28 protein-coding genes are annotated in these 22,751 nt (G+C 54.9%); 13 read left to right on the top strand and 15 right to left on the bottom strand.

The genetic code is table 11. The annotated features are described in order from the left end of the window. Positions 1-10: 10 nt before the first annotated feature. The 4 genes from cgtA to rplU form a co-directional block, all read right to left on the bottom strand. Complete coding sequence (gene cgtA, locus EL098_RS01755) at positions 11-1,183, bottom strand: Obg family GTPase CgtA (protein ID WP_126354387.1); 1,173 nt, start codon at positions 1,181-1,183, stop codon at positions 11-13. A gap of 16 nt (positions 1,184-1,199) precedes the next feature. Then, the gene (locus EL098_RS01750) at positions 1,200-2,165 is read right to left on the bottom strand and encodes a DMT family transporter (RefSeq protein ID WP_126354386.1); all 966 of its coding nucleotides are present in this window, start codon (positions 2,163-2,165) and stop codon (positions 1,200-1,202) included. A 90-nt stretch (positions 2,166-2,255) separates the two neighbouring features. Continuing rightward, on the bottom strand, positions 2,256-2,513 hold the full coding sequence (rpmA, locus tag EL098_RS01745; protein WP_007673187.1) for a 50S ribosomal protein L27: 258 nt from the start codon (positions 2,511-2,513) through the stop codon (positions 2,256-2,258). Between the two features lie 19 nt (positions 2,514-2,532). Further along, positions 2,533-2,844 carry a 50S ribosomal protein L21 gene (gene rplU / locus EL098_RS01740; protein WP_008454812.1) on the bottom strand — a complete coding sequence of 104 codons (312 nt, stop codon included), beginning with the start codon at positions 2,842-2,844 and terminating at the stop codon, positions 2,533-2,535. A 260-nt stretch (positions 2,845-3,104) separates the two neighbouring features. On the opposite strand from rplU, the gene ispB reads away from it, so the two are divergent. Both ispB and sfsB read left to right on the top strand, forming a co-directional pair. Next, positions 3,105-4,076, top strand: a complete 972-nt coding sequence (ispB, locus tag EL098_RS01735) for an octaprenyl diphosphate synthase (RefSeq protein ID WP_126354385.1) — start codon at positions 3,105-3,107, stop codon at positions 4,074-4,076. A gap of 236 nt (positions 4,077-4,312) precedes the next feature. Then, on the top strand, positions 4,313-4,576 hold the full coding sequence (gene sfsB, locus EL098_RS01730; protein ID WP_126354384.1) for a DNA-binding transcriptional regulator SfsB: 264 nt from the start codon (positions 4,313-4,315) through the stop codon (positions 4,574-4,576). Positions 4,577-4,618: 42 nt separating this feature from the next. Here the strand turns inward: sfsB and murA are convergent, their stop codons facing one another. The 7 genes from murA to mlaF all read right to left on the bottom strand — a co-directional run bounded on the left by murA (position 4,619) and on the right by mlaF (position 9,434). Next, on the bottom strand, positions 4,619-5,881 hold the full coding sequence (murA, locus tag EL098_RS01725) for a UDP-N-acetylglucosamine 1-carboxyvinyltransferase (RefSeq protein ID WP_126354383.1): 1,263 nt from the start codon (positions 5,879-5,881) through the stop codon (positions 4,619-4,621). Positions 5,882-5,934: 53 nt separating this feature from the next. Next, positions 5,935-6,189, bottom strand: a complete 255-nt coding sequence (ibaG, locus tag EL098_RS01720; protein ID WP_126354382.1) for a BolA family iron metabolism protein IbaG — start codon at positions 6,187-6,189, stop codon at positions 5,935-5,937. A 134-nt stretch (positions 6,190-6,323) separates the two neighbouring features. Then, on the bottom strand, positions 6,324-6,626 hold the full coding sequence (gene mlaB, locus EL098_RS01715) for a lipid asymmetry maintenance protein MlaB (protein WP_126354381.1): 303 nt from the start codon (positions 6,624-6,626) through the stop codon (positions 6,324-6,326). Further along, complete coding sequence (gene mlaC, locus EL098_RS01710) at positions 6,626-7,255, bottom strand: phospholipid-binding protein MlaC (RefSeq protein ID WP_126354380.1); 630 nt, start codon at positions 7,253-7,255, stop codon at positions 6,626-6,628. Before mlaC ends, mlaB begins: the two co-directional genes overlap by 1 nt. 17 nt (positions 7,256-7,272) lie before the next feature. After that, positions 7,273-7,824 carry an outer membrane lipid asymmetry maintenance protein MlaD gene (gene mlaD / locus EL098_RS01705; protein WP_126354379.1) on the bottom strand — a complete coding sequence of 184 codons (552 nt, stop codon included), beginning with the start codon at positions 7,822-7,824 and terminating at the stop codon, positions 7,273-7,275. A gap of 4 nt (positions 7,825-7,828) precedes the next feature. Further along, positions 7,829-8,611: a lipid asymmetry maintenance ABC transporter permease subunit MlaE gene (gene mlaE / locus EL098_RS01700; protein ID WP_126354378.1), complete on the bottom strand. Its 783-nt coding sequence runs from the start codon at positions 8,609-8,611 to the stop codon at positions 7,829-7,831. A gap of 7 nt (positions 8,612-8,618) precedes the next feature. Next, positions 8,619-9,434: a phospholipid ABC transporter ATP-binding protein MlaF gene (gene mlaF / locus EL098_RS01695; RefSeq protein ID WP_126354377.1), complete on the bottom strand. Its 816-nt coding sequence runs from the start codon at positions 9,432-9,434 to the stop codon at positions 8,619-8,621. Positions 9,435-9,663: 229 nt separating this feature from the next. On the opposite strand from mlaF, the gene EL098_RS01690 reads away from it, so the two are divergent. The 11 genes from EL098_RS01690 (at position 9,664) to npr (ending at position 17,590) form a co-directional block, all read left to right on the top strand. Further along, positions 9,664-10,641, top strand: a complete 978-nt coding sequence (locus EL098_RS01690; protein ID WP_126354376.1) for a calcium/sodium antiporter — start codon at positions 9,664-9,666, stop codon at positions 10,639-10,641. Positions 10,642-10,657: 16 nt separating this feature from the next. Continuing rightward, positions 10,658-11,644: an arabinose-5-phosphate isomerase KdsD gene (gene kdsD / locus EL098_RS01685; RefSeq protein WP_126354375.1), complete on the top strand. Its 987-nt coding sequence runs from the start codon at positions 10,658-10,660 to the stop codon at positions 11,642-11,644. 16 nt (positions 11,645-11,660) lie between these two features. Beyond that, positions 11,661-12,227, top strand: coding sequence for a 3-deoxy-manno-octulosonate-8-phosphatase KdsC (gene kdsC, locus EL098_RS01680; RefSeq protein WP_126354374.1), 567 nt, complete (start codon positions 11,661-11,663; stop codon positions 12,225-12,227). After that, entirely contained in the window at positions 12,224-12,796 is a 573-nt protein-coding gene (gene lptC, locus EL098_RS01675; RefSeq protein WP_126354373.1) for an LPS export ABC transporter periplasmic protein LptC, read from the top strand. The genes kdsC and lptC overlap by 4 nt, the downstream gene beginning before the upstream one ends. Continuing rightward, entirely contained in the window at positions 12,765-13,316 is a 552-nt protein-coding gene (lptA, locus tag EL098_RS01670) for a lipopolysaccharide ABC transporter substrate-binding protein LptA (RefSeq protein WP_126354372.1), read from the top strand. Before lptC ends, lptA begins: the two co-directional genes overlap by 32 nt. A 6-nt stretch (positions 13,317-13,322) precedes the next feature. Then, the gene (gene lptB, locus EL098_RS01665) at positions 13,323-14,048 is read left to right on the top strand and encodes an LPS export ABC transporter ATP-binding protein (protein ID WP_045784120.1); all 726 of its coding nucleotides are present in this window, start codon (positions 13,323-13,325) and stop codon (positions 14,046-14,048) included. A 48-nt stretch (positions 14,049-14,096) separates the two neighbouring features. Continuing rightward, the gene (gene rpoN, locus EL098_RS01660) at positions 14,097-15,530 is read left to right on the top strand and encodes an RNA polymerase factor sigma-54 (protein WP_126354371.1); all 1,434 of its coding nucleotides are present in this window, start codon (positions 14,097-14,099) and stop codon (positions 15,528-15,530) included. A 22-nt stretch (positions 15,531-15,552) separates the two neighbouring features. Continuing rightward, positions 15,553-15,840 (top strand): ribosome hibernation promoting factor, encoded by a 288-nt coding sequence (hpf, locus tag EL098_RS01655; RefSeq protein WP_008454833.1) that lies wholly within the window; start codon positions 15,553-15,555, stop codon positions 15,838-15,840. Between the two features lie 82 nt (positions 15,841-15,922). Further along, complete coding sequence (ptsN, locus tag EL098_RS01650; RefSeq protein ID WP_126354370.1) at positions 15,923-16,420, top strand: PTS IIA-like nitrogen regulatory protein PtsN; 498 nt, start codon at positions 15,923-15,925, stop codon at positions 16,418-16,420. Between the two features lie 46 nt (positions 16,421-16,466). Beyond that, complete coding sequence (gene rapZ / locus EL098_RS01645; protein WP_008454836.1) at positions 16,467-17,321, top strand: RNase adapter RapZ; 855 nt, start codon at positions 16,467-16,469, stop codon at positions 17,319-17,321. Continuing rightward, a complete protein-coding gene (gene npr / locus EL098_RS01640) occupies positions 17,318-17,590 on the top strand; it encodes a PTS phosphocarrier protein NPr (protein ID WP_038478422.1) in 273 nt (90 codons plus the stop codon). Before rapZ ends, npr begins: the two co-directional genes overlap by 4 nt. Before the next feature lie 17 nt (positions 17,591-17,607). On the opposite strand, the gene EL098_RS01635 is transcribed toward npr, so the two are convergent. The 4 genes from EL098_RS01635 to arcB all read right to left on the bottom strand — a co-directional run bounded on the left by EL098_RS01635 (position 17,608) and on the right by arcB (position 22,713). Beyond that, on the bottom strand, positions 17,608-18,744 hold the full coding sequence (locus tag EL098_RS01635) for a glycerate kinase (RefSeq protein ID WP_126354369.1): 1,137 nt from the start codon (positions 18,742-18,744) through the stop codon (positions 17,608-17,610). 16 nt (positions 18,745-18,760) lie between these two features. Beyond that, the gene (mtgA, locus tag EL098_RS01630) at positions 18,761-19,489 is read right to left on the bottom strand and encodes a monofunctional biosynthetic peptidoglycan transglycosylase (protein ID WP_126354368.1); all 729 of its coding nucleotides are present in this window, start codon (positions 19,487-19,489) and stop codon (positions 18,761-18,763) included. Continuing rightward, positions 19,486-20,139, bottom strand: coding sequence for an isoprenoid biosynthesis glyoxalase ElbB (elbB, locus tag EL098_RS01625; RefSeq protein ID WP_126354367.1), 654 nt, complete (start codon positions 20,137-20,139; stop codon positions 19,486-19,488). The genes mtgA and elbB overlap by 4 nt, the downstream gene beginning before the upstream one ends. A 231-nt stretch (positions 20,140-20,370) precedes the next feature. Next, positions 20,371-22,713, bottom strand: coding sequence for an aerobic respiration two-component sensor histidine kinase ArcB (arcB, locus tag EL098_RS01620; RefSeq protein WP_126354366.1), 2,343 nt, complete (start codon positions 22,711-22,713; stop codon positions 20,371-20,373). Between the last annotated feature and the right edge of the window lie 38 nt (positions 22,714-22,751).

The raw sequence follows: 22,751 nt of genomic DNA, 5'->3' as shown, positions 1-22,751 counted from the left end.
TCGTTGAGATTTACTTCTGGTAGATGATTTCGACGCCTTCGTCGTCTTCATCGTCCCAGTCATCATCCCAGTCCTCTTCTGCTTCAGCTTCCATTTCGTCCAGCTGCTGGCGATGGTAATCATCCCACATAAACTCGACTTTCTCGGGCTGTTTAACAACATCGATCGCCGCAATCGGGTTCTCAATGATAAAGGTCATGACATCCCAGCAGAGGTCTTTCACGCCCATCTGGCTGGCGGCAGAGATGAGATAGTATTTATCTTCCCAACCAAGCGCTTCAGCAATCGCTTTCGCCTTCTCTTCGGCCTGCGCTTTATCCATCAGGTCGATTTTATTGAAGACAAGCCAGCGTGGTTTGGAGGCCAGGCTTTCGCTGTACTTTTCAAGCTCGCCGACGATAATCCGGGCGTTTTCAACCGGATCCGAACCGTCGATAGGCTCAATATCAATGAGGTGCAGCAGCACGCGACAGCGCTCAAGGTGCTTCAGGAAGCGAATACCAAGACCCGCGCCGTCGGCAGCCCCTTCAATCAGCCCCGGGATATCCGCCACGACAAAGCTCTTCTCGTTATCCATACGAACCACGCCCAGGCTAGGGACCAATGTGGTAAACGGATAGTCAGCAACCTTCGGCTTCGCTGCAGATACCGCGCGAATAAAGGTGGATTTGCCTGCGTTTGGCATCCCCAGCATACCAACATCGGCCAGCAGCATCAGCTCTAGCTGCAGGTCGCGTTTCTCACCGGGTGTACCCATCGTTTTCTGGCGAGGCGTACGGTTAACCGAGGATTTAAAACGGGTGTTGCCCAGACCGTGCCAGCCGCCCTTGGCAACCATCAGCTTCTGACCGTGCTGCGTCATATCGCCCATGGTTTCTCCGGTGCCCTGATCGATAACGCGGGTACCGACGGGCACCTTCACCGTCACGTCATGGCCACGCTTGCCGGTACAGTCTCGGCTTTGGCCATTCTGACCACGTTCGGCACGGAAAGCCTTTTCAAAACGGTAATCGATGAGCGTATTCAGGTTTTCGTCAGCTTCAAGCCATACGTCACCGCCGTCACCGCCGTCACCGCCGTCCGGGCCGCCTCTCGGGATATACTTTTCACGACGGAAGCTAACGCAGCCGTTACCGCCATCACCTGCTACGACCAGGATCGTTGCTTCATCAACAAACTTCATCTTACTTCTCCGTAAATCATTCGCCCGAACGTGGCACCGGTGTGGCCGTTTCGGTCTTACGCCAGCGCCCCCAAAGGCGGTGGCCAATCGCAGAATACATAGCACCAGCCACAACCACCAGCGCACCGATATACCCCACAAGGTTAAGTATCGGTATGGCGAAATACTCGGGCCAGGCCTGAGACAGCAGGTCTGAGAACAGCAGCGTAAACAGCGGCGTCAGCGTAATGATGGCGCTAACCTGGGAGGCCTGCCAGCGCGCCATCGCCTCAGCGAGCGCGCCATAGCCTACCAGCGTATTCAGACCGCAAAAAACCAGGCACGCCAGTTGCCAGCTACTGAGCTGGAAAATAACGCCCGGTTTTGCCAGCGGCAAAAGGGCAATAGTACATAAAGTGTACAGCAAAAAGAGGATCTGTTGCGAGGCCAGCCGGCGTAATAACACCTTCTGCGCCACACCATAACTGACCCAAACCGTTGCCGCCAGCACGCCAAAGATTACCCCAAGGGTGTAATCCGTCAGGCGGGTAAAAATCTCCACCAGGCTGGTGTTAAAGAACATCACCAGCCCGCTCAGGAGCATAACGGCACCCATAATCTGCGTGCCGCGCATCCTTTCTTTCAGCACCACCACGCTCGCCACCATCATCCCTACGGGAGAAAGCTGGCCAATAACCTGAGACGCGGTAGGACTTAAATACTGCAGGGAGGAGCTAAAGAACAAAAAGTTGCCAAATAATCCGCCGGTGGCGATCGCTAACAGCGCCAGCCATCGAGGTTTACGAAACATCCTGAGCGGCGGTAGCTTACCCCGTATGGCAAGGATAATGCCGAGGCCGATGCCGGCCATCAGGAACCGGTAAAAGACCACCGTTGGCGGCGCCATCACCGGAAGTACCTGCTTCATCGCTATCGGTAACGCTCCCCAGCACATTGCCGTAGTGAGCGCTAAAAGAATGCCGATTCCCGCCTGCTGCCCCATGCCCATTCCCTGCTTTAATTTACCAGGCGTACAATGTAAAAAGCCCCGCAACACGTTGCGGGGCTTTCATCCGTTACCGGACCGAAAAACTTACTCAGCAACGATGCTGATGTATTTACGATTGTTCGGGCCTTTAACTTCGAATTTTACTTTACCGTCTGCTTTAGCAAACAGGGTGTGGTCACGACCACAACCTACATTGTTGCCAGCGTGGAATTTGGTACCACGTTGACGAACGATGATGCTACCAGCCAGTACAGTTTCGCCGCCAAAGCGTTTTACACCCAGGCGTTTTGCTTCTGAATCGCGACCGTTACGAGTTGAGCCGCCAGCCTTTTTATGTGCCATTTAATCTACTCCTCAGGTCTTAGGCGCTGATGCCAGTAATTTTCACATCAGTGAACCACTGACGGTGGCCCGCTTGCTTACGATAGTGTTTACGGCGACGGAACTTAACGATTTTAACTTTCTCGCCACGACCGTGAGCAACGACTTCAGCTTTGATAACGCCACCATCAACGAAAGGAACGCCGATTTTGACTTCTTCACCGTTTGCGATCATCAGAACTTCAGCGAACTCAACAGTTTCGCCAGTTGCGATGTCCAGCTTTTCCAGGCGAACGGTCTGACCTTCGCTTACTCGGTGTTGTTTACCACCACTTTGGAAAACCGCGTACATATAAAACTCCGCTTTCCGCGCTTGCCTTTCATTGGATTCAGGTAGCGCTATAAATATTCACAATAGGGCGCGAATATTACGCAAATCGTGAGGCTTTGACAAGCCCGATCGTCAATTACCGTAGAAAAAAAACGCAACAGCACAGACACCGTTTATCTGCCTCGTTTTTTCAGTACAATCTGTACTACAGTATCGAACCTCAACCCTCTCGTTATGCCATACGGATATGGAATAAACAGGACGAAAGCCAGACTTTTGCGATGAATTTAGAAAAAATTAATGAGTTAACCGCGCAAGATATGGCGGGTGTCAATGCGACAATCCTTGAGCAACTGAATTCTGATGTCCAGCTGATCAACCAACTGGGCTACTACATCGTCAGCGGCGGCGGCAAACGTATCCGCCCGATGATTGCCGTGCTTAGCGCGCGGGCGCTTGCCTATGAAGGGCAGGCGCATGTCAGAATAGCGGCTCTTATCGAATTCATACATACCGCCACCCTGCTTCATGATGACGTCGTGGACGAGTCAGATATGCGCCGTGGGAAAGCCACAGCTAACGCCGCTTTTGGCAACGCCGCCAGCGTGCTGGTCGGTGACTTCATCTATACGCGAGCGTTTCAGATGATGACCAGCCTGGGCTCGTTAAAAGTGCTGGAGGTCATGTCTGAGGCTGTCAACGTCATCGCCGAAGGCGAAGTGTTGCAGCTGATGAACTGTAATGACCCAGATATCACTGAAGAAAGCTATATGCGGGTGATTTACAGCAAAACAGCCCGCCTGTTTGAAGCCGCAGCACAATGTTCCGGGATCCTGGCGAACGCCACAGAGATCCAGGAAAAGGCGCTACAGGATTATGGACGCTACCTGGGTACGGCTTTCCAGCTCATTGATGACCTGCTGGATTACAGCGCAGACGGGCAAACCCTGGGTAAAAACGTCGGAGACGATCTGAACGAAGGAAAACCGACGCTGCCGCTGCTGCACGCCATGCGTAACGGCTCACCGGAGCAGGCGCAGATGATCCGTGAAGCGATCGAACAGGGAAATGGTCGTCATCTTCTTGATCCTGTGCTGAAGGCCATGGCGGACTGTGGCTCTCTGGAATGGACCCGTCAGCGCGCGGAGGAAGAGGCGGATAAGGCTATTGCCGCACTGTCTGTGCTTCCGGATACCCCTTACCGTGAAGCGCTGATCTCGTTAGCCCACATGTCGGTACAGCGCGATCGTTAACGCCTGTTTTAGCGCGCCATATGGCGCGCTAAAGTTTCCAATAAACCTTCCCTTTTCGCCCGACACCTTCCCTCTTGAACCTGCAATTTCCACGATCTTTCATGATATTTGCGAATGAAAACACAGAATACGTTATTCCTTACACTTACAGGAATCATTTGGAACTTTTTATGCTATAACCATTTCTGAACTCACGCTAAGTTCCAGCAGGACTTGTAAGCTCAAAGGGAGACATCATGGAAAATCAGTACGTGGACTGGCATCCAGCAGATATCATTGCAGCTCTACGAAAAAGAAGAACCTCGCTTGCCGCCTTATCACGCGAGTCAGGCTTAAGCTCATCAACGCTCGCTAACGCGCTATCTCGCCCCTGGCCTAAAGGGGAGCTCATCATCGCTCAGGCTTTGGGCGTCGCACCTCAGGTCATCTGGCCGTCGCGTTATCACGATCCCATCACCCATGAGTTTATTGACAGAAGCAGCAAGATTCGGCAGCCATAAAAAAACCGGGGCTTGCCCCGGTTTTCTCCTGTTGAAAGAGCCTTATTCGCTGCCCTTCACGCGCTCAATCTTAGCACCCAAGGCCTGAAGTTTATCTTCAATACGCTCGTAGCCGCGGTCGATGTGGTAGATACGGTCAACCAGCGTTGTCCCTTCGGCGATACAGCCGGCAAGCACAAGACTTGCTGACGCACGAAGATCGGTCGCCATCACCTGCGCGCCGGAAAGCTTCTCTACGCCGTGGCAGATCACGGTGTTGCTTTCGATTTCCGCGTGTGCGCCCATGCGGATTAACTCAGGCACGTGCATAAAGCGGTTTTCAAAGATAGTTTCGGTGATCACGCCCGTTCCCTCAGCCACCAGGTTTAGCAGGGTGAACTGCGCCTGCATATCGGTTGGGAAGCCTGGGTGTGGCGCGGTACGCACGGTCACGCCTTTTGGACGCTGGCCGTGCATATCCAGACTGATCCAGTCATCGCCGGTTTCAACCTCGGCACCCGCTTCGCGCAGCTTGGCCAGCACCGCATCCAGGGTATCAGGTTGCGCATTCCGGCAGAGGATTTTGCCGCCGGAGATAGCCGCCGCCACCAGGAAGGTCCCGGTTTCGATGCGGTCAGGCAGAACGCGATAAACACCGCCGCCTAAACGAGCTACGCCTTCGATGGTGATGCGATCGGTACCCGCGCCGCTGATCTTCGCGCCCAGAGTGTTGAGGAAGTTCGCCGTATCGACGATTTCAGGTTCGCGAGCGGCGTTTTCAATCACCGTCTTGCCTTCGGCAAGGGTTGCCGCGCTCATGATGGTAACGGTAGCGCCGACGCTCACCTTATCCATCACAATGTGGGCACCTTTAAGACGGCCATTGACCGAAGCCTTAACGTAGCCCTCTTCCAGCTTAATCTCCGCGCCAAGCTGCTCCAGGCCGGTAATGTGCAGGTCAACCGGGCGAGCGCCGATGGCACAGCCGCCGGGCAGAGAAACCTGCCCCTGACCAAAACGCGCCACCAGCGGCCCCAGCGCCCAGATAGACGCGCGCATGGTTTTTACCAGCTCGTAGGGGGCACAAAAGATATTCACGCCGCTGGCATCAATGTAGACGGAGCCATTACGCTCAACTTTGGTACCCAGCTGGCTCAGCAGCTTCATGGTAGTGTCAATATCTTTCAGTTTTGGAACGTTCTGAATCTCTACCGGCTCTTCCGCCAGAAGGGCGGCAAAGAGGATGGGCAGCGCGGCGTTTTTAGCCCCTGAGATTGTCACTTCACCACTCAGGCGAGTCGGCCCCTGCACACGAAATTTATCCATTGAAACTGCTCTCTTTTAAATTCAATACGTTATCACCAGCCTGCGCTAATGATTCAAAAACCATTCAGTTTGCGATCGCGCGCCCACTCTTCCGGCGTGTAGGTCTTGATGGAAACGGCATGCATGCGATTATCGGCAATAAACGCCATCAGCGGCGCATAAACCGTCTGCTGTTTCTTGACGCGACTTAACTCGGCGAATAACTCACCCACAGCTATTACCTGAAAGTGGCTGCCATCGCCCGTGACGTGGACTTCCTGGAGGGGCAGTGCGTTCATCAGCACGGTCTGAATTTCATGATTTTCCATGGGGGTATCTATTCGTCGATTAATAAATGATGAAATAAGCCACACATCTTAGAGGAAAGTGGCGTCCGCTGAAATAAGCAAAAAGCCCCGGAACTTAACAGTTCGAGGGCTTTGATAGTAACGTGCTGAAATCATTAGCCTGCCAGATGCGGAAGCAGCGACTCTGGCAGGTTATAAAGCTGGGCCAGCGTCCGTAAATTTTCGCTGGCTCCGTGCAGCTCAACCTGACGCCCCTGACGGCTGACGAGAGCGACCAGGTGGATAAGCAGCGCCAGCCCCGCGGTATCAACTCGCGTTAAGCCGCGAAGCTCAAAGGTGGTTATCCCGGCGACCGCCTTCTCACGCTGGCGCCAGAGCTGCTGGACGGTTTCGCCGTCCAGCTCGCCGTGGAGGTGCAGAGTGCTGCCTTCCTGTTTCCAGCTCAGTTCTTCAGCCATTACTGTTTATTGTCCAGCGTAATCGGCTGCTTCGAAATGGACTGCAGCTGGGCGGTCAAACCATCAATCCCTTTGGTGCGCAGCAGGTCGCTCCACTCGTTCTGTTTCGTGGTGATCATGCTGATCCCTTCCGCGATCATGTCGTAAGCCTGCCAATTACCCGTTTGGCTGTTTTTACGCCACTGGAAGTCGAGGCGCACCGGCGGGCGGCCGTTCGGATCGATGATCGTCACGCGGATGGCCACAATATCTGCGTTACCCAGCGGCTGCTCCGGGGCGATCTGGTAAGTCTGACCGTGATACATCGCCAGCGCCTGGCCGTAGGCCTGCTTCAGGTACTCTTCGAAGGCCTTAAAGTAGGCGTCACGCTGCGCAGGTGTCGCGTCTTTGTAGTAGCGACCCAGCACCAGAGCGCCAGCGTATTTAATCTGAACGTAAGGCAGCAGCTCCTGACCGACGATCTCGCGCAGATAGTTAGGGTTCTGCCGAATTTTAGGCTGCTCGCTCTTCAGACGGTCAAAGGTCTTCTGCGCCGCCTCGTTCATTAATTTGTAAGGGTTGGTTTGATCGGCCGCCATCGCAAACGGCGCAATCACCAGCATGGCAACCATCATAAGACGCTTAAACATTACTCGTTCCTCTTAAATTAATTCGTGGTGCCTGACGGCGGTGCGGCTTCAGTATGCCCCGCAGAATGTGCCCCGGCATCGCCATCATTCTTATTGTCGCCATTGCCGCTCTTATAGAGGAACTGACCAATCAGATCCTCAAGTACCAGCGCAGACTTCGTATCCTGAATGGTGCTGCCCTCTTTAAGCATAGATGACCCCAGTTCCGGGTCGTCAAAACCGAGGTTAAGCGCAATATACTGCTCGCCCAGCAGGCCAGAAGTGCGGATCGCCAGCGAGCTGGTATCCGGGATCTGGTTGTAGCGCTGCTCAATATCCAGCGTTACGCGAGGCAGGTAAGTTTTTGGATCGAGGGCAATCCCATCCACGCGGCCAATCACAACGCCGCCGAGGCGAACCGGCGAGCTCATTTTCAGGCCGCCGATGTTGTCGAAGGTGGCGTAGACCCGGTAGGTCGGTTCACTGCGTAACGAGGTGACGTTAGCCACCTTCAGGCAGAGAAAAACAATGGCAACCAGCGCTACCAGCATAAAAGCACCAACCCAAACTTCAAATTTCTTTGTCTGCATGAACTCAATTCCCAAACATCAGTGCTGTCAGCACAAAATCGAGGCCGAGGACGGCCAGAGAAGCGTGCACAACGGTGCGTGTGGTGGCCCGGCTAATTCCTGCGGAGGTCGGAACAGCATCGTACCCGTTGAATAGCGCAATCCACGTTACGGTAACGGCGAAGACTACGCTCTTGATTACGCAGTTCACCAAATCAAGCCGCCAGGAGACCGCATTTTGCATCGCAGACCAGAAGAAACCGGCGTCAATGCCTTTCCAGTTAACCCCGACCAGCGCGCCGCCCCAAACGCCCACGGCGACAAAAATCAGCGTCAGCAGCGGCAGCGAAATCACCCCGGCCCAAAAACGCGGCGAGACGACGCGGCGCAGCGGATCAACCGCCATCATCTCCATGCTGGAAAGCTGCTCGGTCGCGCGCATCAGGCCAATTTCAGCCGTTAACGCAGAACCCGCGCGTCCGGCAAACAGCAAGGCGGCAACGACCGGGCCAAGTTCACGCAGCAGGGAGAGCGCCACCAACATGCCGAGACTCGACTCAGCGCTGTAGGTCGTCAGAACCAGATAGCCCTGCAGCCCAAGCACCATGCCGATAAACAGGCCGGACACCATGATGATCAGCATCGACAGTACGCCGACATTATAGAGCTGACGCACCAACAATGGCGCATGCTTGCGAAACTCAGGTTTCCCTACCAGCGCGTTAAACAACATCAGTCCGGCACGCCCGAACGAAGCGCAGGTTTTAATCCCACGTCGCCCGAAAGAGGCCAGTGCATTTAGCAGCATGGGCAGTTTAGCTCCTCGTTCCAGATAACAAATCTTGTTGATAATCCCCGGCGGGATAGCGGAACGGCACCGGGCCGTCGGCGATCCCGTCCAGGAACTGTCGCACGCGCGGGTCGTGATTTTCGCGCAGCTCTGCGGGGCTACCGTGTGCAACAATGTGGCGATCGGCAGCGATATAAGCGTAATCCGCGATGCTTAATACTTCAGGCACATCGTGGGAGACCACGATGCAGGTAACGCCGAGCGAACTGTTAAGCTCGGAAATAAGCTTAACCAACACGCCCATGGTAATAGGATCCTGACCGACAAAAGGCTCATCAAACATAATCAGGTCTGGCTCCAGCGCAATGGCGCGGGCCAAAGCCGCGCGACGAGCCATCCCGCCGGACAGTTCAGAAGGCATCAGCTTAGCGGCACCGCGAAGCCCTACAGCCTCCAGCTTCATCATCACCGTGCTTTGCAGCAAAGGTTCAGGCAGTTGCCGGTGCTCGCGCAGCGGATAAGCTACGTTTTCGAAAACGTTAAGATCGGTAAACAGGGCTCCGGACTGAAACAGCATGCTCATGCGTTTGCGAACGGTGAAAAGCCGGGAGCGTGACATCGCCGGAACATTCTCGCCGTCAAACAGGATCTCACCGCTGTCCGGCTGGATCTGACCGCCGATCAGCTTTAATAGCGTCGTCTTGCCGATCCCCGATGGCCCCATGATCGCCGTGACCTTGCCGCGCGGTACGGTCAGAGAAATATTCTCGAAAATCTGGCGATCCCCGCGGGAAAAACTCATCCCACGGATCTCAACCAGATTCGCTTCAGTCTGACTCATCGCCTTTCCTTTTTAATGTTTGCCGACAAGCATGGCCTTAAAGAGATGCTCCAACCCATCATTTTTACAGAATATTACCTGTGCGGGTTAGCGAAAGCTGGCATTTGTTTTACTTTTCCACCGCATAAAGTCAGAATTAAGACTTATCGCCGGGTTCTGGCTGAAGGTCGTTTAGCCTGAACCTACGGGCCCGCAGGATTGGCGATTATACCTTAAGAAAGGATTTTTCATGCTGTTAGCTACGGCGCTATTAATTATTGGTTTACTTCTGGTGGTCTATGGCGCCGACCGATTAGTTTTCGCCGCGGCAATCCTTTGTCGCAGCATCGGGATCCCCCCGCTGATTATTGGCATGACGGTGGTCAGCATAGGCACCTCACTGCCTGAAATCATCATTGCCAGCTCTTCAGCGCTCCAGGGTCAGCTGGATTTAGCCGTCGGAACCGCTATCGGGTCGAATATCACCAATATCATGCTTATTCTTGGGCTTGCCGCGCTTCTGCACCCATTTACCGTTAATTCCGATATTCTGCGGCGTGAATTGCCCCTAATGTTGGCAGTAAGCGCCGCCGCGGGCCTGTTTTTATATGATGGCGAGCTAACGCAGGCGGAAGGCGTCATCCTGCTGATAATGGCAGTGCTATATCTGCTGTTTATCATTAGAATAGGCCGCCTTGCCGAGCGCCAGGGCGTGGATAGCCTGACGCGTGAGCAGCTGGCGGAGCTTCCTCAGGAAGGCGGTCTTTCCGTCGCCTTTCTATGGCTGGGCGTGGCTTTGGTTATTATGCCGATGGCGACACGTATGGTCATCGATAACGCCTCGGTGCTTGCCCACTATTTTGGCGTGAGCGAGCTGGTTATCGGTTTGACGGTTATCGCGGTTGGCACCAGCCTGCCGGAATTAGCTACCGCCATTGCCGGGGCTCGCAAAGGCGAAGATGACATCGCGATTGGTAATATCATCGGCTCGAGTATCTTTAACGTGGTGTTTGTTCTCGGGATCCCAGCCCTGGTGGCGCCAGGCCATCTGGATCCGCTGGTATTTGCCCGGGATTACTGGCTGATGTTAGCGGTAAGTGCTGTTTTTGCCGCGCTTTGCTGGCGCAAACCGCGCCAAATCGGCAGGCTCGCGGGCGCTCTGTTAACATGTGGGTTTATCATATGGATTGTGGTGCTGTGGTTTGTTGCGCCACCTGTCGTCGGATAAAACGGAAACGGGAATTATGTCTCATATAGATTTAGCGCCGGGTTTTGACTTTCAACAAGCGGGCAAAGACGTGCTCAATATTGAACGTGAAGGCCTGGCTCAGCTAGACCAGTACATCAACGACGATTTCTCGCAGGCCTGTGAGAAGATATTCTACTGCCCGGGCAAAGTGGTTGTGATGGGCATGGGAAAATCGGGTCATATCGGTAAAAAAATGGCGGCGACGTTTGCCAGCACCGGCACGCCTGCCTTTTTTGTCCATCCGGGAGAAGCCAGCCATGGCGATCTGGGGATGGTTACCGCACAGGATATCGTTATCGCGATTTCTAACTCCGGCGAGTCAAATGAGATTCTGGCGCTCATTCCGGTGTTAAAACGTCTGCAGGTGCCGCTAATCTGCATGACCGCACGTCCCGAAAGCTCCATGGGCCGCGCGGCGGATATCCACCTGTGCATTAAAGTCCCTCAGGAGGCGTGTCCGCTTGGTCTGGCGCCGACATCGAGCACCACCGCAACGCTGGTGATGGGCGATGCGCTGGCCGTTGCCCTGCTGAAGGCGCGTGGTTTTACCGCTGAAGACTTCGCCCTGTCCCATCCGGGCGGTGCGCTGGGCCGCAAGCTGTTATTACGCGTCAACGATATTATGCACACGGGCGATGATATTCCGCACGTCAGCAAAGAGGCCTCTCTGCGCGACGCGCTGCTTGAAATTACCCGTAAAAATATGGGAATGACGGTCATTTGCAACGACCTGATGAAAATTGAAGGCATCTTTACCGACGGCGACTTACGTCGCGTGTTCGATATGGGCGCTGATTTAAACACTTTACGCATTGCTGATGTCATGACGACGGGCGGCATTCGCGTACGTCCTGGCACTCTGGCGGTCGATGCACTGAACCTGATGCAGTCTCGCCATATCACCTCGGTTATGGTCGCGGATGGCGACCAGTTGCTGGGTGTGGTACATATGCATGACATGCTGCGCGCAGGCGTAGTTTAAAAAAGGATTAGCCTTAATGAGTAACCGCGATGCGCTGCTGAATACCTGCTACGGGCCGGTAAGCGCGCAGGTCATAGCGCGGGCGAAAGAGATTCGCCTGCTGATTCTGGACGTCGATGGCGTAATGTCCGACGGCCTTATTTATATGGGCAACAACGGTGAAGAGCTTAAAGCCTTTAACGTGCGCGATGGTTATGGCATTCGCTGCGCCCTGACCTCCGGGATTGAAGTCGCTATAATTACGGGCAGGAAAGCAAAGCTGCTGGAAGATCGCTGCGAAACGCTGGGCATTACCCACCTCTACCAGGGGCAGTCCGACAAGCTTGTGGCGTTTCGCGACCTGCTCTCAAAGGTCACGGTTTCCCCGGAGCAGGTGGCCTACATTGGCGATGATCTGATCGACTGGCCGGTGATGGCGCAGGTCGGCTTAAGCTGTGCCGTTGCTGATGCACACCCATTACTGACGCCAAAAGCGGATTACGTAACAAGAATAAGCGGCGGCCGGGGCGCAGTACGCGAAGTTTGCGATCTGCTGCTGATGGCGCAAGGTAAGCTTGACGAGGCCAAAGGACAGTCCATATGAGTAAAACCAGACGTTGGGTTATTTTCCTGCTCGTCATCGCAGTTTTAGTCCTGATCGGCCTGAATCTGACCGACAGGGACGATCCCGGCGTAGCCGTCAATAACGATGCGCCGACTTATCAGAGTGAATATTCCACCACGGTTGTCTACAACCCGCAGGGCGCGCTTAACTACAAGCTTATCGCCCAGCACGTTGAATATTTCTCGGATACCGGTATCTCCTGGTTCACCAGGCCCGTGATGACCCAGTACGATGAAAATAAGATCGCTACCTGGGAAATTCACGCAGATCGCGCCAAACTTACCGATGACAAGATGCTTTATTTGTACGGTAACGTCGTCGTCACTGCGCTAACGCCTGATTCGCAGTTACGTAAAATTACGACGGATAATGCACAGGTGAATTTAATTACCCAGGATGTCGCCTCGGACGACCTGGTGACCCTGTACGGCACCACATTTAATTCCAGTGGCCTGAAAATGCGTGGCAACTTACGCAGCCAAACTGCACAGCTGATTGAAAAGGTTAAAACCTCTTATGAAATCCAGAATAAACAAACTCAGCCTTAAACTTGTTCTGCTTGGTTCGCTTTTTGCCGCGCCTTTGTCAGCCTGGGCGCTGACCGGTGATACCGATCAGCCGATTCATATCGAGTCAGACCAGCAGTCTCTCGATATGCAGGGCAACGTCGTGACCTTCACCGGGAATGTCGTCGTGACGCAGGGCAGCATCAAAATCAACGCCGATAAGGTCGTGGTTACCCGTCCGGGTGGCGAACAGGGCAAAGAGGTGATTGATGGTTACGGCAACCCTGCCACTTTCTATCAGATGCAGGACAGCGGTAAGCCGGTAAAAGGCCACGCCTCCACCATGCATTATGAACTGGCCAATGACTTCGTGGTGCTGACCGGAAACGCCTATCTTGAACAGCTGGACAGCAACATCACCGGCGACAAGATCACCTATCTGGTGAAAGATCAAAAAATGCAGGCGTTTAGCGAGAAAGGCAAACGCGTCACCACCGTGCTGGTGCCGTCTCAGCTGCAAAACAAAAACGGCCAGCAGCCGGCACAGAAAAAGAGTAACTGATTCGTTATGGCAACTTTAATCGCGAAAAACCTGGCCAAAGCTTACAAAGGCCGCCGCGTCGTCGAAGACGTCAGCCTGACCGTAAAATCCGGTGAAATCGTCGGCCTGCTCGGGCCAAACGGTGCCGGCAAAACCACCACCTTTTACATGGTGGTGGGCATCGTGCCGCGCGATGCGGGAAACATCATTATCGATGAGGAAGATATCAGCCTGCTTCCGCTGCACGCCCGCGCCCGTCGCGGCATCGGTTATCTGCCGCAGGAGGCCTCTATTTTCCGTCGCCTGAGCGTTTTTGATAACCTGATGGCGGTGCTGCAGATTCGGGATGACCTGACGTCCGAGCAGCGCGAAGACCGCGCCAATGAGCTGATGGAAGAGTTCCATATCTCACATCTGCGCAATAACCTCGGGCAGTCACTGTCAGGCGGTGAACGTCGCCGCGTTGAGATCGCGCGCGCGCTGGCAGCAAACCCGAAATTCATTTTGCTGGATGAACCCTTTGCCGGGGTTGACCCAATTTCCGTTATCGATATCAAACGCATCATCGAACATCTGCGGGACAGCGGCCTCGGCGTGTTGATCACCGACCATAACGTCCGTGAAACGCTGGCGGTTTGCGAACGCGCCTATATCGTCAGTCAGGGCCACCTGATTGCGCACGGTACGCCGGAAGAAATCCTTGAAGACGAACAAGTTAAGCGAGTCTATCTGGGCGAAGAGTTCAGACTCTGATAGGGTGGGAAGTCTTACACGACTTATTTGAGGAAGTTTGCTCTGAACATGAAGCAAGGTTTGCAACTACGGCTTAGCCAACAACTTGCTATGACGCCCCAGCTGCAACAGGCCATCCGCCTGCTGCAGCTCTCAACGTTAGAGCTTCAGCAAGAACTCCAGCAGGCACTGGACAGTAATCCATTGCTTGAGCAAACCGACCTGCATGATGAGATCGATACTCAGGAGCAGCCTGAGAACGAAGCGATGGATACCCGTGAAGCCCTCGAGCAGAAAGAGATGCCCGATGAGCTGCCGCTGGATGCCAGCTGGGATGAAATTTATACCGCCGGCACGCCTTCAGGTACGGGCACCGACTATCTCGATGACGAACTCCCCGTTTATCAAGGCGAAACGACCCAGTCGCTGCAGGACTACCTGATGTGGCAGGTCGATCTGACGCCGTTTTCCGATACGGACGTCGCGATCGCCACCTCCATCGTCGACGCTGTCGATGAAACCGGGTATCTCACCGTTCCTCTGGAAGACATTCTTGAAAGCCTCGGCCACGACGACGTGACCCTCGACGAAGTTGAAGCCGTGCTGAAGCGCATTCAGCGCTTTGATCCGGTGGGCGTCGCGGCAAGAGATCTGCGGGATTGCCTGCTGATTCAGCTGTCTCAGTACGCCAAAGAGACGCCCTGGCTGTCAGAGGCCAGGCTTATCGTTAGCGATCATTTAGATCTGCTGGCGAATCATGATTTCCGTACGCTAATGCGGGTCACGCGCATTAAAGAGGACGCGCTGAAAGAGGCGATGTGCCTGATTCAGTCCCTCGATCCTCGCCCGGGCCAGTCGATTCAAACCGGCGAACCGGAGTACGTGATTCCTGACGTTCTGGTGCGTAAGCACCTGACACGCTGGGTCGTTGAACTTAACGCCGACAGCATTCCACGCCTCAAGATCAACCAACAATATGCAGCCATGGGCGGCAGCGCACGCAATGACAGCGACTCGCAGTTTATTCGCAGCAACCTGCAGGAAGCGAAATGGTTGATTAAAAGTCTGGAAAGCCGCAATGATACGCTATTGCGCGTAAGCCGGTGCATCGTCGAGCAGCAGCAGGCGTTCTTCGAGCACGGTGAAGAGCACATGAAGCCGATGGTGCTCGCCGACATTGCTCAGGCGGTTGAGATGCACGAGTCGACGATCTCCAGGGTGACGACCCAGAAGTATTTGCATAGCCCGCGCGGCATCTTTGAATTGAAGTATTTCTTCTCCAGCCACGTCAATACCGAAGGCGGCGGCGAAGCCTCCTCCACGGCAATCCGGGCGCTGGTGAAGAAGTTAATTGCTGCGGAGAACCCAGCCAAGCCGTTGAGCGACAGCAAGTTAACCTCTCTGCTGTCGGATCAGGGTATTATGGTGGCTCGCCGCACAGTTGCGAAGTACCGAGAGTCTTTATCCATTCCACCGTCAAACCAGCGCAAGCAGCTGGTGTGACTTCACCGATAAGGAAGACACTATGCAGCTCAACATTACGGGACAAAACGTCGAGATCACCGAGGCACTGCGTGAGTTTCTGAACTCGAAGTTTGCCAAACTGGAGCAGTACTTCGAAAGAATTAACCAGGTTTATATTGTATTAAAGGTGGAAAAAGTCACCCATACAGCGGATGCTACGCTGCATGTGAATGGTGGAGAACTGCATGCCAGCGCCGAAGGCCAGGACATGTACGCCGCGATTGACGGTCTGATTGATAAACTTGCCCGACAGTTAACAAAACACAAAGATAAATTAAAACAACACTGATAATCCGGGCATCCGATGTGCATATGGCCGGCCCGCTGCCTGAGTAGCGGGCCGTTTGCACAAATAGTGCTTAGGTGAACTTATGATGAACAACGATTCCGCTCTACAACTGAGCAATGTCCTTAACCAGGAATGTACTCGCAGTGGCGTCCACTGCCAGAGTAAGAAACGCGCGCTGGAAATCATCAGCGAACTGGCAGCTAAACAGCTTGGCCTGCCGCCCCAGGTCGTTTTCGAAGCCGTGCTTACCCGCGAACGCATGGGCAGTACGGGCATTGGTAACGGCATCGCCATTCCTCACGGCAAGCTGGAAGAAGACACGCTGCGTGCGGTAGGCGTCTTTATCCAGCTGGAAACGCCTATCGCGTTTGACGCCATCGATAACCAGCCGGTCGATCTGCTCTTTGCGTTGCTGGTGCCGGCAGACCAGACAAAAACGCATCTCCACACGCTTTCCCTGGTGGCCAAGCGTCTGGCGGATAAGACGATTTGTCGTCGGCTACGCTCTGCCAACAGCGACGAAGAGCTTTATCAGATAATTACTGAAACAGAAGTCGATAACGGCAGTGAGCACGAATAATCGGCGCGTTTGATGTCTCAGACAGATAAATCGGGGGAATGATTACATGGTGCTGATGATTGTCAGCGGCCGCTCAGGTTCAGGGAAGTCTGTAGCCTTGCGCGCACTGGAAGATATGGGATTCTACTGCGTGGATAACCTGCCGGTGGTGCTGCTGCCGGAGCTGGCGAAAACCCTTGCCGACCGGCAAATTTCCGCGGCGGTGAGCATTGACGTGCGCAACATGCCGGAGTCGCCGGAGATCTTCGAACACGCGATGGACAGCCTGCCGGACGCCTTTTCTCCGCAGCTGCTGTTCCTTGATGCCGACCGCAATACGCTGATTCGCCGCTACAGCGATACGCGCCGTCTTCATCCGCTCTCCAGCAAAAACCTCTCTCTGGAAAGCGCCATTGACGAAGAGAGCGATCTGCTGGAGCCGCTGAAATCGCGGGCAGACCTGATTATCGACACGTCAGAAATGTCGGTGCATGAGCTGGCTGAGATGCTGCGTACCCGTCTGCTGGGCAAACGTGAACGCGAGCTGACGATGGTATTTGAGTCCTTCGGCTTCAAGCACGGCATACCGATTGATGCCGATTATGTCTTTGATGTGCGTTTTCTTCCTAACCCGCACTGGGATCCGAAGCTGCGTCCAATGACCGGCCTGGATCGTCCGGTTGCCGCCTTCCTCGACAGGCACACAGAAGTACACAATTTTATCTACCAGACCCGCAGCTATCTTGAGCTATGGTTACCGATGCTGGAAACCAATAACCGTAGCTATCTGACCGTGGCGATCGGCTGTACCGGCGGTAAGCACCGTTCGGTTTATATTGCTGAGCAGCTGGCCGACTACTTCCGTTCACGCGGCAAGAACGTGCAGTCCCGTCACCGTACGCTGGAAAAACGTAAAACATGACCGTAAAGCAGACCGTTGAGATCACCAACAAGCTGGGCATGCATGCTCGCCCGGCGATGAAACTGTTTGAGCTGGTACAAAGTTTTGACGCTGAAGTCATGCTGAGAAACGAAGCGGGCACCGAAGCAGAAGCCAGCAGCGTTATCGCGCTACTGATGCTGGACTCCGCGAAGGGTGGCCATATTGAAATTGAAGTCACAGGCCCGGAAGAGGAGCAAGCGCTCGCTGCCGTGATTGCCCTGTTCAATGCCGGGTTTGACGAAGACTAAAGGCTTTGCGCGCGGGATCAGCCGCGCCCTATTTTCCATACCGCAGCAACGTTACGCGCCGTCACGCAGATATTCTCCCTTGCCTGCTCCAGCGCCTCTTGCAGCGTCTGAACCCGGTTAAGGACCGAAAAAACGGCATCGAGGCCGTGCTGATGCACCACGCCGTAATCCGCCGTCATGCCTCCTGCCAGCGCAATCACCGGCACGTTAAAACGCTTAGCCGCCTTTGCCACACCCATCGGCGTTTTGCCGTGGACAGTCTGGCTGTCTATGCGCCCTTCCCCGGTAATTACCAGATCGGCACCCTGAACGGCTTCAGCAAGACCGAGCGCTTCGGTGATAATCTCTACGCCTGGCTGCAGGCGGGCGTTGAGAAGACCATACAGAGAAGCCCCCATGCCGCCTGCCGCACCGGTTCCCGCTACGTTGATAACCTTTTTGCCGCCAGCGCGCTCGATCAGTTCGCCGTAATGCATCAGGGCGCTATCTAGCTGCTTAACCTGCTCAGGCGTGGCGCCTTTCTGCGGGCCAAAGACCGCCGAGGCCCCCTGCTCACCGCAGAGAGGATTGTCGACATCACAGGCAACAAGAATATCGCACTTCGCCAGGCGGGCATCCAGCAGGCTAAGATCAAGCTCTGAAAGCTCCGCCAGCGCCGCGCCGCCCGCGCCCAGCACATTGCCCTGCTCACCGAGCAGTTTAGCGCCCAGCGCCTGCATCATTCCTGCTCCGCCGTCATTTGTGGCGCTGCCGCCGATACCAATAATGATTTTACGTGCACCGTGCTCAAGCGCCGCCAGGATAAGCTCACCGGTGCCAAAAGTGCCGGTCAGCAGCGGGTTACGTTTTTCTGGCGGAACAAGATGCAGTCCTGACGCCGCAGCCATCTCGATGATGGCGGTCTCACCGTCACCCGTTAGCCCGAAGAAAGCCTCCACGGGCAGCCCTAGCGGCCCGGTCACCGTGACCGGGATGATTTGCCCTTTGGTGGCAGCCACCATCGACTCCACGGTGCCTTCTCCGCCGTCGGCCATTGGCAGTTTGATGTAATCGGCATGCGGGTAAATCTCGCTGAAGCCTTGTTCAATGGCGTCCGCTACCTGCATGGCGGTCAGGCTTTCCTTAAAGGAATCAGGCGCGATGACAATTTTCATTCAGGGCTCCGGAGGACTATTTCAGGTTGTGCTGCTCGAGGAAAGACTCCCCGCCCAGCTGACGCATCTGCCGCAAGATCCACTGCTGGCGCTGGCGAATGTAGCCTGATGGCGCACTGGCCTTAAAACGAATCGGGTTAGGCAGCACGGCCGCCAGCAGCGCCGCCTCGGCGGGCGTCAGGCGGCTGGCAGGTTTATTGAAATAGCGCCGGGAGGCCTTCTCTACGCCAAAAACCCCTTCACCAAATTCGGCAATATTGAGATAGACGGTCAAAATGCGCCGCTTGCTCCAGGCCGTCTCGAGCCCCACCGTCAGGCCTGCCTCCAGACCTTTACGCAGCCAGCTTCTCCCGTCCCACAAGAACAGGTTCTTCGCGGTTTGCTGGGATAGCGTCGATGCGCCGCGCACTCTGTTCTCGCTGCGCTCGTTATGCGCCAGCGCCTTTTCTATAGCATCCGTGTCAAAGCCCCAGTGCTCCGGAAACTTCTGATCCTCGGAGGCTATCACGGCAAGCCCCATCCACGGCGAGATCTCATCCATGGACACCCAGTCAGAATGGGCAATATAGCTGAAATTACCGCTGAACCACGCGCCGAGCTGCCGCTCCACCATGACGGCGGAAAAGGGAACAGGGAGGAAGCGGAAAACCAGAATCCCGACGCACCAAACGCATAGCACCGCCAGCAGAGCCTTCAGCAACCAGCGTTTCACCCACTGCCACGGCGCAAAACGCCTTTTACTCATTCGCTAAGTTCCAGCACTCGCGCCACCAGCTTGTCGATACCGGCGGCGGCTTCAGCGATGTTTTGTGCCAGCATATAGGCCGGGGTCGTCACCACCTTCTGTTCCTCGTCCACCACGATATCATCTACCGGGCAAGGGACATGCTCCGCGCCCATCGCCTCCAGCAGCTCGGCGGTATCGATATCTGTGCCGATGGTCAGACGCAGCGGCATTTGCAGAATTTTAGGCAGCATCGCGGGGGCAATACAGATAAAGCCCAGCGGTTTACCCTGCTCGTGGCATTCCCGCGCCAGGCGACATAAATCAGCGTCAACCTCACAATCAACCCCCTGCGACGCAAAGGTGCTCAGATTTTTAGCCGCGCCAAAACCGCCAGGCACAATTAATGCGTCCAGGGTTTCTGACGCAGCCTCACGCAGAGGTTGAATACTGCCTCGGGTGATACGTGCCGCTTCCTGCAGGACATTACGTGTTTCTGCGGCAGGCTCACCGGTTAAATGATCGATAACGTCAGACTGTGTTTTATCCGGGGCGAAGCAGATAGCCTCTGCACCGGCGCGAGAAAGCGCAAGCAGCGTTAACACTGCCTCATGGATCTCGCTGCCGTCATAAACCCCGCAGCCGCTAAGCACGACGCCTATTTTTTTCATGCACTTTTTCCTTTCGTCAGGGGTGAATCAGCGTCGTTCACGCTAATTTGATCGCCGCGCTTCACACATTTTACTGATTCACGTAACAAATATTACAAGGTTTGCTATCTTATAGGGCTGACGGCCTGCGAATTGCTGGTTGTGTCATTCCATAACTCAACGCTAAAAAAAGGCGCAACCCTGTTTTCCCTGGTGTTGGCGCAGTATTCGCGCACCCCGGCCTGGCCGGGGTCATTTTTTTCCGGCTTCCGCAACCCACGCTTTTAATACGCTGACGTCATGCTGCCACTCTTGCTTCAGCTCCTCGATCCATTCACCGACATTATCTGACCAGGCGGGAAGATCCGGAGACTGAATTTGCTGGGCCACCTGCTGTAAATGCCGTAAACCAACGGAACCGGCCGCCCCTTTTATTTTATGCCCCTCTTCCACCACGCCTTTGTTATCCCGCGCGGTCATATTGGAATCGAGCACCTCCAAATAACCCGGCATCATTTTTTCAAACATCGCCAGGCCATCGGTAATAAGTTTAGGTCCCACCAGTTCGATATATTGTTCGAGCATCGGAATATCGAGCAGCGCTTGCTGTTTATCACTATCGACTTTTGTCACCACGGGCTCCTTGTGTGTTATCTGGTTATCCCAGAATTTTTGGATCATCGACATCAATGCCGGCACGGCGAGCGGCTTGCTTAGCACGTCATCCATCCCGGCCTCAAGATACTCTTTCTTGTTTTTCAGCACGTTGGCCGTCAACGCCACCAGCGGCGGCAGCTCAGCTTTGCTAAAACGCTTATTCAGCTCGCGGGAGATATCCAGCCCGGTCATATCCGGCAGCTGGATATCCAGCAGCACGAGGTCATATTCGCCCGGCATAAACATCTCCAGCGCCTCTTTCCCCGTCATTGCCACATCAACGCTGTTGCCGAGTTTCTCCAGCACCGAACGCGCCACGATGACGTTAAGCTCGATATCCTCCACCAGCAGCACGTGCAGCGCCGGCAAAGGCATATCGTCATCTTCGAGCGTGTCCTCCACTTCCTCCGCCAGCCGGGGGGCCTGAACGGTTAACGTGAACAGCGACCCTTCGCCCGGTTTGCTGGAGACGGTAATATCTCCGCCCATGCTTTTCGCGAGGCGGCGCGAAACCGCAAGCCCAATACCGGTCCCGGTCGCAGGCTTACCGCCGTGGCTGTCTTTTACCTGATAGTACATGGCAAAGATTTTATCCTGCTCGTCCAACGGAATACCGATGCCGGAGTCCTGCACTTCAAAGCGCAGGCAGCTCTCTTCCTCATAACGAACGCGCACCGTGACCAGCCCATCCTTCGGGGTAAACTTCACGGCGTTGCTGATCAGATTCCAGAGGATCTGGCGCAGGCGCGTGCCGTCGGTCACCACCTTGTGCGGCAGCGGCAACGTCGGCTCCATTACAAACGACAGCCCTTTTTGCTGGGCCTGCAGGCCAGAGAGGTTTTCCAGCTCGGCAAGGAAGCTGGTGAAATCCACCGGCTGGTTATCGAGCTGCACTTTGCGGCGCTCAAGCTTATCCATATCAATAATATCGTTGAAGATATTGCCTAGCGTGATGGCGGAGACATGGATCGTTTTCAGGTAATTGGTCTGCTCGGCGGTGAGATCGGTGTCCAGCAGAATACGGCTCAGGCCGACAATACCGTTAAGCGGCGTACGCAGCTCGTGGCTGATGGTTGAGATGAAGGTGGTCTTGTCCCTGCTCGCACGTTCAAGCGCGTCCTGATAGCGTTTACGCTCGGTAATATCGCGGCCAAAGCCCATCAGCCCATGCCGCTTACCGACCCGATCGTAATAGGGTACTTTACGGATCTCAAAGCAGGCTTTTCGCCCGTCCGGATAATCCAGCCACTGCTCATAGGTCAGAGAAACGTTGTGACGGAACACCTTTTCGTCCGTTTCCAGCACTTTCTCGGCGGCTTCTGCAGAATACACATCCTGCGGCTTAAGGTGGATAAGCTGTTTCTCGCTCTTGCCGGTCAGCAGCTCCATCGCCCTGTTACAGCCGGAAAACTCTCTGTCTTCGTTGCGGTAGAAGACCAGATCGGGAGAAGCATCGAGGAAGGAGCGCAGGAAAGAGGATTGCTGCTCGAGGCGGATCTGCGTCTCTTCGCGCTCCTGCATCTCAACTTTGAGCTGCTCAAGCATGGTCTGGCGCTCGGCTTCCGCCTTCACGCGATCGGCGATCTCCTGGTTCAGCTGAGCAATATTGTCTTTCAGCTGCACGTTGAGGATGAGATCGCGCTCGCGCATCTCTTCCAGCTTCTCCACCAGCTTAGAGAGCCGCTGCCGGGACTCCTCGAGCTGTTCGACAACCACCGACAGGAAATAAACCGCCCAGGGCGTAATCAGCAAGCCAAAGAAGATAGAACGGACAACGTCGATACTCTCGACCTGCCCGCGCAGCAGCATGGTGACGGCCATTTGCACCACCATCGCCAGCACGACCAGCGCGGAGGCCAACAGCAGCGAGAAGCGGACTAACCCCAGCTTCACCATAAGATCAACGTAATACTGCGCCAATAACCTGATTTGCTTCATGGAACGATTCCTTCGCCGTGGATGCGCTAAATATACCG

The organism is Cedecea lapagei, assembly GCF_900635955.1.
In the GTDB taxonomy this organism is placed as follows: domain Bacteria; phylum Pseudomonadota; class Gammaproteobacteria; order Enterobacterales; family Enterobacteriaceae; genus Cedecea; species Cedecea lapagei.
The sequence above is the reverse complement of the archived record's forward strand: the minus strand, read 5'-3'. Positions and strand labels throughout refer to the sequence as shown.